Source organism: Sulfurospirillum sp. E15m (assembly GCF_059415145.1).
Genome location: NZ_JCAHZS010000004.1, coordinates 57,294 through 72,079 on the forward strand (window position 1 = coordinate 57,294; position 14,786 = coordinate 72,079).

The 14,786-nt window shown below is 38.0% G+C and carries 14 protein-coding genes; all 14 read left to right on the forward strand.

From position 1 onward, the window contains the following. The first annotated feature begins 157 nt into the window (after positions 1 to 157). The 14 genes from flgA to AC5SLP_RS07150 all read left to right on the forward strand — a co-directional run bounded on the left by flgA (position 158) and on the right by AC5SLP_RS07150 (position 14,676). Positions 158 to 895, forward strand: coding sequence for a flagellar basal body P-ring formation chaperone FlgA (flgA, locus tag AC5SLP_RS07085; protein WP_495254457.1), 738 nt, complete (start codon positions 158 to 160; stop codon positions 893 to 895). Then, entirely contained in the window at positions 892 to 1,422 is a 531-nt protein-coding gene (locus AC5SLP_RS07090) for a UbiX family flavin prenyltransferase (protein ID WP_495254458.1), read from the forward strand. The genes flgA and AC5SLP_RS07090 overlap by 4 nt, the downstream gene beginning before the upstream one ends. Continuing rightward, the gene (gene coaD / locus AC5SLP_RS07095; RefSeq protein ID WP_495254459.1) at positions 1,419 to 1,901 is read left to right on the forward strand and encodes a pantetheine-phosphate adenylyltransferase; all 483 of its coding nucleotides are present in this window, start codon (positions 1,419 to 1,421) and stop codon (positions 1,899 to 1,901) included. Before AC5SLP_RS07090 ends, coaD begins: the two co-directional genes overlap by 4 nt. Then, positions 1,892 to 2,476, forward strand: a complete 585-nt coding sequence (gene tmk, locus AC5SLP_RS07100; protein WP_495254460.1) for a dTMP kinase — start codon at positions 1,892 to 1,894, stop codon at positions 2,474 to 2,476. Before coaD ends, tmk begins: the two co-directional genes overlap by 10 nt. Further along, positions 2,469 to 3,677 carry a histidine--tRNA ligase gene (gene hisS / locus AC5SLP_RS07105; RefSeq protein WP_495254461.1) on the forward strand — a complete coding sequence of 403 codons (1,209 nt, stop codon included), beginning with the start codon at positions 2,469 to 2,471 and terminating at the stop codon, positions 3,675 to 3,677. Before tmk ends, hisS begins: the two co-directional genes overlap by 8 nt. A gap of 11 nt (positions 3,678 to 3,688) precedes the next feature. After that, positions 3,689 to 5,533, forward strand: a complete 1,845-nt coding sequence (speA, locus tag AC5SLP_RS07110; RefSeq protein ID WP_495254462.1) for a biosynthetic arginine decarboxylase — start codon at positions 3,689 to 3,691, stop codon at positions 5,531 to 5,533. Further along, positions 5,530 to 6,243 (forward strand): serine O-acetyltransferase, encoded by a 714-nt coding sequence (gene cysE / locus AC5SLP_RS07115; protein ID WP_495254463.1) that lies wholly within the window; start codon positions 5,530 to 5,532, stop codon positions 6,241 to 6,243. Before speA ends, cysE begins: the two co-directional genes overlap by 4 nt. A 246-nt stretch (positions 6,244 to 6,489) precedes the next feature. Beyond that, positions 6,490 to 8,058 carry a nitrogenase iron-iron protein, alpha chain gene (gene anfD / locus AC5SLP_RS07120; protein ID WP_495254464.1) on the forward strand — a complete coding sequence of 523 codons (1,569 nt, stop codon included), beginning with the start codon at positions 6,490 to 6,492 and terminating at the stop codon, positions 8,056 to 8,058. A gap of 11 nt (positions 8,059 to 8,069) precedes the next feature. Further along, complete coding sequence (gene anfG, locus AC5SLP_RS07125) at positions 8,070 to 8,447, forward strand: Fe-only nitrogenase subunit delta (RefSeq protein WP_495254465.1); 378 nt, start codon at positions 8,070 to 8,072, stop codon at positions 8,445 to 8,447. 13 nt (positions 8,448 to 8,460) lie between these two features. Continuing rightward, positions 8,461 to 9,855 (forward strand): Fe-only nitrogenase subunit beta, encoded by a 1,395-nt coding sequence (gene anfK / locus AC5SLP_RS07130; RefSeq protein ID WP_495254466.1) that lies wholly within the window; start codon positions 8,461 to 8,463, stop codon positions 9,853 to 9,855. Between the two features lie 63 nt (positions 9,856 to 9,918). Then, positions 9,919 to 10,455, forward strand: coding sequence for a pyridoxamine 5'-phosphate oxidase family protein (locus AC5SLP_RS07135; protein WP_495254467.1), 537 nt, complete (start codon positions 9,919 to 9,921; stop codon positions 10,453 to 10,455). 79 nt (positions 10,456 to 10,534) lie between these two features. Then, positions 10,535 to 12,070: a sigma-54-dependent Fis family transcriptional regulator gene (locus tag AC5SLP_RS07140; RefSeq protein WP_495254468.1), complete on the forward strand. Its 1,536-nt coding sequence runs from the start codon at positions 10,535 to 10,537 to the stop codon at positions 12,068 to 12,070. A 20-nt stretch (positions 12,071 to 12,090) separates the two neighbouring features. Then, positions 12,091 to 13,425: a nitrogenase component 1 gene (locus AC5SLP_RS07145; protein ID WP_495254469.1), complete on the forward strand. Its 1,335-nt coding sequence runs from the start codon at positions 12,091 to 12,093 to the stop codon at positions 13,423 to 13,425. Between the two features lie 78 nt (positions 13,426 to 13,503). Next, the gene (locus AC5SLP_RS07150; protein WP_495254470.1) at positions 13,504 to 14,676 is read left to right on the forward strand and encodes a pyridoxal phosphate-dependent aminotransferase; all 1,173 of its coding nucleotides are present in this window, start codon (positions 13,504 to 13,506) and stop codon (positions 14,674 to 14,676) included. The last annotated feature ends 110 nt before the right edge of the window (positions 14,677 to 14,786 follow it).

The following is a 14,786-nucleotide window of genomic DNA, read 5'->3' on the forward strand; positions in this document are numbered from 1 at the left end:
CTTTTTCTTTTCTCTTATCTTCCCTTATCTTCTTAATGCCGATTCAATTTATATTGATAAAACCTATTGTGTTGAACAAGATTCCCTAAAAGCTTCCTTTTTTGGTTATACATCAAAAACCGATAATCCTGTTTTAGTTGAAATTCCAAAAGACAGAATGCAATACAGCATCACCACTAATTCTATCTTACCTTTTTTTGCGGACCACAATATTAGTGTCATTGATACTAGTGATGGCGTAGTAGTCTTTAAACGCGGTTGTAAAATGATGGGTAAATTAGATGAAATAGAAAGTGCTTTTTTGATGAAATTTCAAGCGTTGGCTCCTTTTGTCATGATTGATGAAAAACCATTGATATCCACTAAATCATCTCTGCCTCCAGATTTTAAGCGGTATCAACTCTCTGGCATCAGTATTTCAGATTCCATGCTAAGAAGAAACAGTGGCTCTTTTGTCGGTATATTTCAAATAGGCAACAAAGAACGCAAACTCTATTTTTCCTATGAAATGAATGCAAAGGCTACGGTGTTTAAAGCGAAACGTAATTTGCTTAACGGTAAAATCCTCACTATTGATGATTATGATACGACATTAGTGAGTCTCGATGCCCTTCCCACAAGAGCCATTGTGCAGGAAATGCCTCACAATTTAGTCGTTAAAAGTAACATTAAAGAGGGACAAATTTTTACAGATTATCTCTTTGATGTCAAACGATTGGTCTATAAAAAAGAGAGTATAAAAGCGTTATTAAAAGAAGATGGCTTGCACATAGAAGTTCAAGCGACTCTTTTAGAAGATGCTGATTTAGGAGATATTGTGAAAATAAAAACAGAACAAGGTAAAGTTCTTAGTGCTAAAATTATCTCTTCTAAAGAAGCGGTTATCGTCGAATGAAACGTATTATTATCGGTATCAGCGGAGCAAGTGGTGCTGAGTTAGGATTAGCGTTTTATAAGGCACTTCCCCAGTCCATTGAAAAATACATTATCGTATCAGACCATGCAAAAATGGTTTTTGAAAAAGAAGCATCCAATACATTTCTTCTTGATGATATGAATATCGGTGCCGTGACAGCTTCAGGCTCTTTTCAGTGCGATGCAATGGCCATTATTCCATGCAGTATGAATACTTTGGCTAAAATCACACATGGCATAGCCGATAATCTTCTAACACGCTCAGCAGCGGTTATGATTAAAGAAAAGCGCCCTCTTCTTTTGGCTCCTCGAGAAATGCCATTCTCTGCGATTGCTTTAGAAAATATGCTGAAACTTTCACAACTTGGTATTCATATAGCGCCACCCGTTGCAGGTTATTATGCAGATATTACAACCCTTCAAGCGATGGAGGATTTTTTTATTGGGAAATGGTTTGATCTTCTTGGAATTGAACACACTTTATTTAAACGTTGGGAGGGAGCATGAGAGTTGCCATTTATCCTGGAACATTTGATCCTATTACCAATGGGCATATGGATGTTATTAAAAGAGCAAAAAAATTGTTTGATAAAGTCTTAGTTGCTGTCGCATTATCGGAAGAGAAGCGTCCAATGTTTGATAGTGATACACGTGTTGAAATGGTTCAAGCAGCCATTAAAGACATGGATGGCATTGCTGTTGAGCCATTTGATGGGCTTTTAGTGAATTTTTCTAAAGAAAAAGAGATTCGTGTAATGATTCGAGGACTGAGAGCCGTGAGCGACTTTGAATTTGAATTGCAGATGGGGTATGCTAATGCCTCGTTGTGGAGTGAAATTGAGACCGTTTACTTGATGCCAAGTCTTAGAAATGCATTTATTAGCTCTTCTGTTGTGCGCTCTATCGCAAAACACGGTGGAGATGTGTCTCATTTAGTACCTCCCATGGTTTTACCTTATTTACAGAGCAAATTTACATGTATGTGATTTTTGAAGGTATTGATACAACGGGTAAAAGTACCCAAGTGCAACGTTTTGCACAAAACAACCCAGATGTTTTAGCAACCAAAGAGCCTGGTGGAACGGCTTTAGGTATTCGGTTACGCGAAATACTCTTAGGTGGTGAAGTAAAAGCTTCCTTTAATGCAGAACTCTTTTTATTTTTAGCAGACCGTGCACTGCATTACGATACGATTGTGAAACCTTATCGTCATCAACGTTTAGTTATCAGTGATCGGGGTTTTTTATCGGGTATTGCTTATGCCTGTGCTAATCATGAAGATATAGATGGTGCTTTACTTTTGCATATGAATCAATTGGCATTGGAAGGAAATTATCCTGAAAAAATCGTTCTTTTTTTAACCAATGAAGCTTTAATGAAAGAGCGTTTAAGTGTAAAAGAACATGATGCGATTGAAGAACGCGGTGTAAGCTATTTGTTACGGATTCAAGATATAATGCGACGCATTGTTAAGACATTGCCAATACAATGCTTAGAAATTGATGCTTCATTAAGTATTGAAGCGATTTATCAACAGATTGAGGAATTTTTATATGATTAATGCATTACGTGGAATGAAAGATACGCTCTCTCCACAAAGTGAAATTTATCAACATGTAATTAAAACGTGTACGCGTATCGCTGAAAATTACGGATTTTCATTGATTGAAACACCTATTTTAGAAGAAACGGCACTTTTTAAACGCAGCGTTGGTGAAAGCAGCGATATCGTTGGAAAAGAGATGTACCAATTTAGAGATAAAGGCGATAACGATGTCTGCTTACGACCTGAAGGCACAGCGGGTGTTGTCAGAGCATTTATTCAAGAGAAGTATGATAAAGCAGGTGGAACAAAACGATTTTTTTATCATGGACCTATGTTTCGGTATGAAAGACCACAAAAAGGTCGTCTAAGACAATTTCACCAATTTGGGGCTGAAACCTTTGGTGAAGCCAGTGTCAAAGAAGATGCAACGATTATCTTGATGCTTAAAGCCATATTTGATGCGCTTGGCATTGGTTATACTTTAGAAATCAACTCATTGGGCTGTCCTGAGTGTATGCCAAAATATCGAACAACATTAGTGAAGTTTTTAGATACATTAGAAGGCTTATGTGAAGATTGTGAGCGAAGAAAGCTTACAAACCCTATTCGTGTGTTGGACTGTAAAAATGAACACTGCAAAATGCTGCTTCAAAAAGCACCTTTGATTGTTGAACATTTATGCCCTACATGTAAAGATGATTTTGCAACACTGAAAGCGATTTTAGATCATTTTGGTATGGCGTATGAGGTCAATCCAAAGCTTGTCAGAGGCCTTGATTATTACTCAAAAACAGCTTTTGAGTTTGTCAGCTCTGAAATTGGTGCACAAAGCGCTATCGCAGGTGGCGGACGCTATGACAGGTTGGTTGAATTCCTAGATGGTAAACCAACACCGGGTGTGGGCTTTGCTATGGGCATTGAGCGTTTGATGGATTTGGTGAAAATGCCAGAAGTGAAACGCGAAGGATATTATATTGGTGCTTTGTGCGATGAAGCACTGGATGTTGTATTTACACTGGTCAATCAAAAACGTTTAATAACAAAAACATTGACTCATTATGAGACAAAATCACTCAAAAATCATCTTAAAATCGCAGATAAATTATATGTAAAATTTTGTGTATGTATCGGTGAAGACGAGCTTTCAAACCAAACTATTTGGATAAAAGACCTTGAAAGCAAAGAAGAACAGATTATGCATATTGAAAATTTCTAAGGAGTATGACATTGGATTATGGAATTAAAACATGGGGAAATGATAACTTTTTTATCGAAGATGGAAAAGTAAAAGTTAATACGGGTTGCGAACCTTCTTTAATTGAAATTATTCAAGAGATACGAAAAGAAGGTATTAGAGGTCCTATCTTACTCCGATTCCCACATTTAATTCAAAAGCAGATCCGAATGATCTACAAAAGTTTTGCGGATGCGAAAAAAGAGTTTAATTATGAAGGCTGTTTTCATGCCGTTTATCCGCTTAAAGTCAATCAGTTCCCAAATTTTGTTAAAAATCTTGTGAGTTTAGGTCAAAAATACAATTATGGCTTAGAAGCGGGCTCAAAAGCCGAACTTCTTTTAGCCATGGCGTATAACAATCCTCATGCTCCCATTACAGTCAATGGTTTTAAAGACAATGAGATGATCTCTTTAGGCTTTATTGCCGCTGAAATGGGGCATAATATTACCTTAACAATTGAAGGGCTTAATGAACTCGAAAGCATTATTTCGATTGCCAAAGATCGTTTTGGCTGTGTGCCTAACATTGGACTTCGTATTCGCCTTCATAGCTCAGGTATTGGTATTTGGGCAAAAAGTGGCGGTATTAATTCCAAGTTTGGTTTAACGTCTACCGAGCTTTTAGAAGCGGTCAATATGATTCGTGATGCCAATTTACTCGATAAATTTACGATGATTCATTTTCATATTGGCTCACAAATTACTGACATTGCTCCGTTGAAAAAAGCACTTCGTGAAGCGGGAAATATTTATGCTGAGCTTTGTCGTATGGGTGCTACCAATCTTCGTGCAATTAATTTAGGTGGTGGTTTGGCCGTTGAATATTCTCAACACAAAACAACGCTTCATAAAAACTATACCTTAAGTGAATATGCCAACGATGTTGTGTACTTGCTTAAAGATATTGCAACACAAAAAGGGGTTCATGAACCTGATATTTTCATCGAATCAGGGCGTTTTGTGGCAGCACACCACGCTGTCTTAGTAGCACCAGTTCTTGAGCTTTTCTCACAAGAATATACCGATGAAAAACTAAGATTGAAAGAGGTAAATCCTCCTTTGGTTCAAGAATTATACGACCTTTCCAATACGATGAATCGCAAGAATGCCTTGGAATTCCTGCATGATAGTATTGACCATATGGAATCGCTTCTTACGCTGTTTGATTTGGGGTATATTGACCTCCAAGATCGTTCCAATACGGAAATATTGGTGAATTTAATTATTAAAAAAGCCGTTGGACTTATTGCCGATAAAAAACTGAGTGAAATTTTAGATATTCAAGACCGTGTTCAAGAACGTTATTTGGTGAATTTTTCATTGTTCCAGAGTTTGCCAGATTTTTGGGGTATTGATCAAACGTTTCCTGTAATGCCATTGGATCGTTTGGATGAAGTTCCAACACGTTCAGCCTCTTTGTGGGACATTACGTGCGACAGTGATGGTGAAATTGGGTTTAACACAGAAACCCCTCTTTTCTTGCATGATGTAGATATTAAAAATCGTGACTATTTCTTAGGATTTTTCTTAGTAGGTGCTTATCAAGAAGTGTTAGGTATGAAACACAATCTTTTTACTCATCCAACAGAAGCTACGATAATTATTGACGATGATGGATTTGAAATTGAAAATATGCTCGAATCTCAAAGCATTAGTGATATTTTAGAAGACCTTGACTATGACATTAAAGAGGTTCAAGAAAATCTCAATGAACGCATCGAAGCTTCTGATATTATCAGTGAAAAAGAGAAAAAGCATATTTTAGGCGAAATTTATCTCTTTTTAAATGACAATGGTTATCTCAAAACCATTAATAATGAGGAAATTATTCAATGAACGAAGTCTCTTTATGGGCAAAAATTAAAGAAGATTTTTCCCAACCCATTTTGCATGATCCAGCCATCAATTCTAAAATAGAACTTTTTTTTAATTACCCAGGTGTATGGGCATTGGCAAATTACCGTATTGCTCATGCTTTACATGTAAAAGGGTTTCGCACATTGGCACGCGCTATTATGGGGATTTCTCAAGTAATAACCAACATTGATATTCACCCTGCATGTACGATTGGTCGTCGCGTTTTTCTTGACCATGCATTTGGTGTCGTTATTGGTGAAACAGCAATCGTAGGTGATGATGTGTTAATTTACCAAGGTGTTACGCTTGGTGGAGTTAGCTTGGAGCGTGGTGTCAAACGTCATCCAACGATTAAAAGTCATACCGTTATTGGCTCTGGTGCAAAAGTGCTAGGCGATATCATTATCGGAGAAAATTGCCGTATCGGTTCTAATTCTGTTGTCGTTAAAAGCATTCCTGATGATTCAACCGCGGTAGGTATTCCTGCGCGTATCATTGAAAAAGGTCGTGATAAAAATCCAATGGCACATAATAAAATCCCTGATATTAATAAAGAGCTTTTTATCTACATGTTCAAACGCATTAAAATTTTAGAAGAAGCTGTTTTAAGCACACACAAAGACCTCAAAATCAAAGATGATGAATTAGAAAGTCTCTATAAATGTTTCTTAGAATCTGTTAAAGAGTAAACACCCACGTTCTGTTTACTCTTCTTTTTTACTTCTTTCTTTCTTTGTTTATTCATTAAATTATACTTTACATTTTTACTATTTTGTAAACCCTCTTCTTAACATTTATGTAAAAAATTCTTCTCTCTTAAATGCTTTTTATTTTATTGAAGCCCTAAAATAGCCGTTTTCTCTCTTTTTAGACGTTAGGAATACTCTGTGCAGTTAATGTAGGGATATAACTACATTAAAGAGGAGAATTCCGTTATGCCACATCATGAATTTGAATGCAGTACCTGCATTCCAGAGAGAAAATCTCATGCGGTTGTTAAAGGTGAAGGCGAGGATTTAACCTCATGCCTTCCAGAAGGCCATCTTCTTACCATTCCTGGAACGATTTCAGAGCGAGGATGTGCGTATTGTGGAGCCAAACACGTTATTGGTACGCCTATGAAAGATGCGATTCATATGAGTCATGGCCCTGTGGGATGTACGTATGATACGTGGCATACCAAACGCTATATCAGTGATAATGACAATTTCCAGCTCAAATACACCTATGCGACCGATATGAAAGAGTCTCATATTGTTTTTGGCGGCGGTGATTTGCTGAAAAAGAACATCATTGAAGCGTTTAAAGCGCATCCAGAAATTAACCGTATGACGGTCTATCAAACGTGTGCCTCAGCGTTGATTGGAGATGATATGGAAGCGATTGCGAGGGATGTTCTTAAAGAGATGCCCGATAAAGACATCTTTGTCTGCAACTCTCCAGGCTTTGCGGGTCCTAGTCAATCAGGCGGTCATCATAAAATCAACATTGCGTGGATTAATGAAAAAGTAGGCACCGTTGAACCTAAAATTACGAGTGATTATGTGATCAATTATGTGGGCGATTACAACATTCAAGGCGATTGTGAAATCATGTGTGACTATTTTAAACGTATGGGCATTCAAGTGCTCTCAAGCTTTACAGGCAATGGTTCGTACGATGAGCTTCGAAGTATGCATCGAGCACATTTAAACGTGCTTGAATGCGCAAGGTCGGCGGAGTATATCTGTAATGAACTGCGTGTGAAATATGGCATTCCTCGTCTTGATATTGATGGGTTTGGGTTTGGTCCTTTGTCGGATTCACTCATGAAAATCGCACGCTTTTTTGGATTGGAAGATCGTGCTCAAGCGATTATTGATGAAGAGACAGCACGTTGGAAACCTGAGCTTGAATGGTATAAAAAACGTCTAACAGGTGTTAAAGTCTGTTTATGGCCAGGGGGATCAAAACTGTGGCATTGGGCAAACGTCATTCATGAAGAGATGGGTGTGGAAGTGATCTCTTTGTACACCAAGTTTGGACACCAAGGCGATATGGAAAAAGGTGTGGCAAGGGCGCAACCAGGCACACTTGCGATTGATGATCCCAATGAGCTTGAAGGCATCGAAGCGATGGATAAACTCAAACCCGATGTTATCTTTACAGGCATGCGTCCTGGCGAAGTGGCTAAAAAACGCCGTGTGCAATACCTTAATGCGCATGCTTACCATAATGGACCGTACAAAGGGTATGAAGGTTGGGTTCGTTTTGCCCGCGACATTTACAATGCCGTTTACTCTCCGATTCATCAACTCTCGGGCATTGATATCAGTAAAGACCCGATTGCCATTGATAAAGGCTTTATGACACGTAAAATGATCTCTGATGTTAAGCTGACTCCTGAAGAGGCGAATGTTGAAGGTGAAAGGCCGTACACGGGTGATTTTGATTGTGTTACGAAGCTTAGAAGCAAAGTTTATCCTCCTGAATTGTCTCGTAGTTCCGAGCCAGCAGCGGTCTAAAAGGAGCCAAAATGAGTACTGAAAACGTGAATATGCATATGCAATCGGCACAAAATACGCGCATTATGCAGATGGAAGATTATATTATGAAACATTGTTTGTGGCAGTTTCACTCACGCTCTTGGGATCGAGAGCGACAAAATGAAGGTGTTTTAAGTCGAACGATGCAGATTTTATGCGATGAACCCGTTTCCAAGGAGACGCCTGAAGAGAGATGCTATTGGGTCGATGCTCTCTCACTGGCAGAGGCGTTTAAAGAGCGTTTTGTGTGGTTCTCGCAAATGGATAAGGAGAGTATTAAGGCGCTGATGGAAAAGCTTAAAGAACGTATTGATTACGTTACGATCACAGGCTCACTCAATAAAGAGCTGACGGTTGCACGATACTAAAAAAGGATAAATCATGTCATGTGAACTCAGAGCAAAAGATCGTACGGGAATTATTAACCCGATCTTTACATGTCAGCCGTGTGGCGCGCAATACGTAAGTATTGGCATCAAAGATTGTATTGCCATTGTGCATGGCGGACAAGGGTGCGTTATGTTTGTAAGAATGCTGTTTGCACAACATTTCAAAGATAACTTTGATATCGCCTCTTCTTCGTTGCATGAAGACAGTGCGGTTTTTGGAGCGACAGGGAGAGTTGAAACAGCGGTGGACGTTCTTTTAATGCGCTATCCTGATATCAAAGTCATTCCGATTATTACGACTTGTTCGACGGAGATTATAGGCGATGATATTGAAGGTGTCATCACTAAGCTTAATAACGGACTTTTAAAAGATAAATACGAAGGGCGCGAAGTGCATCTGGTGCCTGTTCATACGCCCAGTTTTAAGGGCAGTATGGTCAGTGGCTACGATGTTGCCGTTGAGTCGATGCTCAAAGCATTTGCGAAAAAAACGGGTACACCTAATGCCAAGATCAATCTGATCACGGGTTGGGTCAACCCTGGTGATGTTACTGCGCTTAAACATCTTTTGAAAATGATGGAGATTGATGCAACGGTTTTGTTTGAGATCGAGAGTTTTGATTCACCCCTTATGCCAAGTGGACAATGTGAAGTCTCTCATGGCGATACGACGGTCGAAGATATGATCAGTACGGGCGATGCGATTGGCACACTGGCACTCAATCGCTACGAAGGGGGAAAAGCGGCGAAATATTTGGAAAAAACGTTCCAAGTGCCTTCCATCGTGGGGCCAACGCCTATTGGTATTCGCAATACCGATACCTTTTTACAAAATCTCAAAGAGCTGACAGGTAAGCCCATTCCTGCAGCGTTGGTCAAAGAGCGTGGCATTGCCATTGATGCGATCACCGATTTGGCGCATATGTTCCTAGCAGACAAACGTGTAGCGATTTACGGTAATGCTGATCTTGTCATTGGTTTGGCAGAATTTTGCATTGATATGGAGATGAAACCTGTGCTTCTCCTTTTGGGCGATGATAACTCTGGCTACAAAAAAGATGCGCGCATTAAAAACCTTCAATCTAAAGTGGATTTTGATATGGAAATTATCACTAATGCCGATCTGTGGGAGCTTGAAGATCGTATTAAAAACAGAGGCTTAAAACTTGATCTGATCATGGGACACTCTAAAGGGAGATTTACCGCCATTGATAATAACATTCCGATGGTACGCGTTGGTTTTCCTACCTTTGATCGCGCGGGACTTTATCGTCACCCTGTTGTGGGATATGCGGGTGCGATTTGGCTTGCAGAAGAGATTGCCAATACCCTCTTTCGAGATATGGAATATAAAAAGAATAAAGAGTGGCTGCTCAACGTTTGGTAAAAAATAGAGGGATTTTTCTTTTACATGTAAAAGTGAAATCCTTATTCTTTTAAAGGAAAAAAGATGCAACTAATACGATATACTAAAAGAGTTTGTAAAGATAAATCAATCATAGAAGCGTTTTTAAAAGAAACACGTGTCGGTGTTGTAGCCATGGTAGATGAAGAAAATGTACCGTATGCAATACCTGTGAATTATGTATGGCATCAAGGTTCTATCTATTTTCATGGAATGGGAAGTGGAAAAAAAGAGAGTCTTCTTCTAGAAAATCCTTCTGTATGTTTTACTGTTTTTCATGAATATGGCACGGTCATTGACCCCGTTCCTTGCCATGCAGATACCGCTTATCGGAGTGTGGTTATCTTTGGAAAAGCTGAAAAAATCATTGATGCAAACGAGTCCGCTTTAGTGCTTCAAAAATTATTGGATAAATATACACCTCATTATTACAAACACCAATTAGCGGGTAGTCTCATTGAAAAATATCGTTCAACACATGATGGAAAAGTTGTCTCAGTTTTCCAAATTCAACCCAATGAACTTACAGCTAAAGAAAATATTGCCCAAGAGAGTGAATTGTTTAATAATAGTGCAGTATAAAATTATATATAACGATATACTTTTTCGTATGATACTTCAAAAAGTAAAAATGGCATGTCGTGCAAAAAGGAGATGAATTATGGATTATATGTGTATCAATCCATCCAAAGATTGCCCACGCTATCAAGAATTACGAGTATTGTATGACATATCGGTGGCTCTTAAAGAGAGCGCATTAGGTATTGAGCGTGCTTTTGAAAAGACGCTTACACTTTTACGTCAGCATTTTTATATGGACAAAAGTATCTATTACAATCTCAATGAAGAGATGAATGCATTAAATGTGTTCACATCGGTTGGATTAAATAAACAACAAGAACTCTTAGCCAGTTATAAGATAGGAGAAGGTGCAACAGGATTGTGTGCACAGTTCTTGGAACCTGTTGTGATTGAAAATATTCACCATAATGTTCTTTTCCTCAATAAAAGTCGTAGCCTAAAAGAGAGCGAAATATCATATTTGGCAGTACCTGCTCTTTGTCAAAATACATTGCTGGGAGTTTTAGGCGTGAGTTTAACCAAAAAGTCACTTTCTGATATTGAAGAGATGGTTACAATCTTAACCATTACAGCCTCATGGATGGCGCAATCAAAACAAATCTATCAAACCATTCATGATGAGAAGAAGCGGTTAAGAGAAGAAAAGCTCTACTATAAAGAGGAAATTTTAAAACAAAATGAAATCATAGGTCATAGCCCCGTGATTCAAGATGTTTTAGAGATTATTGGCAAAGTTGCTTGCACCAATTCGACTATTTTAATCAGTGGGGAAACAGGGACAGGTAAAGAATTGATAGCTAAAGCGATTCATAATTACAGTTTACGCAAAGAAAAGCCTTATATCAAGCTCAACTGTGCAGCTATTCCTGAGAATCTTTTGGAAAGTGAACTCTTCGGACATGAAAAAGGCGCTTTTACCGATGCTAAGGAGATGCGAAAAGGTCGATTTGAACTAGCGGATGAAGGAACCCTTTTTTTAGATGAAGTAGGAGATTTAAGCTTGACATTACAAGCGAAATTGTTACGTGTCTTGCAAGAACAAGAGTTTGAGCGGTTGGGTGGAACAAAAACGATTAAAGTGGATGTACGTATTGTTGCAGCAACTAACCGAAATATTAAAGAAATGGTACAAAAAGGTCTGTTTCGAGAAGACCTTTTTTACAGGCTTAATGTTATTCCATTGCATTCCCCTCCTCTTCGTGATAGAGGCGATGATATTATCTTATTGTCCCACTATTTTTTAGAGCGATTTTGCAGACGTCATGGTAAAGAGCGTTCCTTGTTACCTGATGCTGAAGCGATGCTTCAATCTTACAATTGGCCAGGAAATATACGAGAACTTGAAAATTGCATGGAGCGCATTGTATTACTAGCACCTTCTTTACATGTAAATGATAAAGTGATTTTATCCGTTTTGCCTGCAACGACGAATATTTATTCTAAAGAAGTGGAAACAAAAGCAGATATAGAAGCATTAGAACGTCAAACCATTATAAAAATGCTCAAAGAGTGTGGTGGTATTAAGATTAAAGCTGCAAAAAAATTGGGTATTAGTAATCGTCAGATTGGCTATAAAATTCAAAAATTTGAGATATCATACGATGAATATCTCTAAAAGTATCAATAGGAAAAGAGATGTCAACTACACAAAGTCTTATCAAAGAGCTTTTTAATGAGCCCTCGTGTAGTTATAGTAGCAATACTACAAAAAAAGCTACATGTGAGCGTTTAATTTCTGGAAGTGCTATCAGTGGATGTTCTTTCGAAAGTGCTATTGAAATATTGCGCCTTTTTCGAGAGACGGCTCATATCATTCATGCGCCCAGTACGTGCACTAGTGCAATATTGTCTCCTAAGATACAAGAAATAAAGACTGTTTTGAGTACAACTCAAATGGAGTGTAATGATATTATTTTCAGTGGTGAGAAAAAGTTAGCTGAGAGTATTGACTCTTTGCTTCAGCATTATCATCCTAAAGTAATTTTTGTTTATTTAACGTGTGTCAGTTCTTTAATCGGTGAAGATATTGAAAGCATTGTATCGTTAAAAAAAGAACAATGGGGTGTACCTATCATTGCTGTGTATGCTGCAGGTTTTATGGGTGGGATGCCTTTTGGCGCGCGTGTTGCTGGAGTAACTTTGCTAGAGCATTTTATGGGGCAAGAAGATCCTTTAGATACGATTTCATACGATATAAATCTCATAGGCTTTAAAATGCTTGAATGTGAAATGGTAGGTTATAGGGCATTGCTAGAGCATTTAGGATTTCATATACGATGGGTTTTTGGTGCATACGAAGATATAGAAAAAACCTACAGTGCACATTGCGTTAAACTCAATGTTTTAATATGTGCAAAGCCAATGATTACTCTTGCGAGAAAAATGAATGAACGATGGAATATCCCGTGGGTAGATGTCTCTTTTTATGGCGTAAAAGCCACATCTGATGCTATTAGAGCCATTGTAGAAGTTTTTGCAGATGGTTTATTGACCCGTATCTCAGAGCAGTATATTTTTCAAGAAGAACAGCAATTGCGTCGTGAATTACGTTTATATAAAGAGATTTTAAATGATAAAGTTGTCTTTATCAATCTCAAAGCACAGCAATCATGGCAATTTATTCCTCTTTTAAAAGAATTAGGTATGCGTATCGCTGCTACATCCATTGAAGAATCAACTCAAGATGATATTGAAAAGGTGTATGCTTATTTAGCGGGTGAAGGCGTGGTTTTAAAAGAAAAACGTGAAGATTTTATAGAAGTGATTCAGGATGAAAAAGTGGATATTTTCTTATGCCATTACCCTCAGTTTCAAGTAGCTATTGAAAGTAAAATTGCTTTTATGACAATAGATGATAATGAAAAAAATTATTCTGGATATTCTGGGTTGATTACTTTTGCTCAGGATATTGTTTTGGCTCTGAATAACCCCTTATTTAAAGTTCTTTATGCAAAAGCACCATGGGAGTAGCATTTTTTTGCGAAAATCTTTAGAGAAATAGGTAATTTTTCGCTATAATCTGCACGATATTTTTATAAGGGATGTTTCATGCTATCACAAAGAATTCAAGTCTTATCCCCCTCTTTAACTTTAGCCATTACAGCTTTAGCAAGAGACCTGAAAGCACAAGGAAAAGATATTCTGAGCTTTTCAGCGGGAGAACCGGATTTCGACACGCCTCAACGTGTCAAAGATGCTGCTATTGAGGCCATTCAAAAAGGGTGTTCAAAATACACTGCCGTTGCTGGTACCCCAGAAGTTTTAAAAGCTATTGCTGGGAAACTTAAGCGTGAAAATAACCTTGACTATAAACCTTCTGATATCGTTGTTAATGTTGGTGCAAAGCACTCTTTGTTTAACATTTTTCAAGCGATTTTAGATGAAGGTGACGAAGTGATTATCCCGTCTCCTTATTGGGTTACGTATCCTGAAATTGTCAAATACAGCAATGGTACCCCTGTGTTTATCGATACGGATGAATCAACAAAATTCAAAATTACGCCGGCACAATTAAAAGCGGCGATTACACCTAAAACAAAAGTCTTGTTGCTCAATACTCCTTCAAATCCAACGGGTTCGGTGTATTCAAAAGAAGAATTAAGCGCACTTGCGGAAGTTTTAAAAGGCACTAAAATTCTTGTCGTTTCCGATGAGATGTATGAAAAGATTTTATTTGACGGATTGAAATTTACTTCAGTTGCGGCTATTAGCGATGATATGTATCAACGAACCATTACCGTAAACGGTTTGAGTAAATCTGTGGCAATGCCAGGATGGCGTTTTGGTTATCTTGCCTGTCCTATTAAAGAAATCGTAAATGCAATTGTTGATCTTCAAGGTCAAAGCACTTCAAACATTAACTCTATCACGCAAAAAGCTGCTATTCCAGCGCTTGAAGGTGTTGTGGATGAAGATATTGAAGCAATGCGTGTCGCATTTGAAAAACGTAGAAATCTTGCATGTGAACTTTTTGGCAAAATTCCAAGCTTGAAAGTAGTGAAACCAGAAGGTGCATTTTATTTGTATGTGAATACAAAAGCCGTTGAGAATGATTCAATGAAGTTTTGCTCAAAACTGCTTGAGGAAACTGGCGTTGCTGTTGTCCCTGGTCTTGGCTTTGGAATGGAAGGCTATTTTAGACTTTCATTTGCAACCGATGATGCTACAATTAAAGAGGGTATCGCAAGAATTGCTTCGTTTGTTGAAAACTATAAAAAGTAACTTCTTTAAGGGTGCTTGAAAAAAGCACCCTATTTGTTAAAACTTCTTAAAAAAATCCCATAGTTTTGATACAATTCTGACACTATTTTTACATATATGAAAAAGGAAAG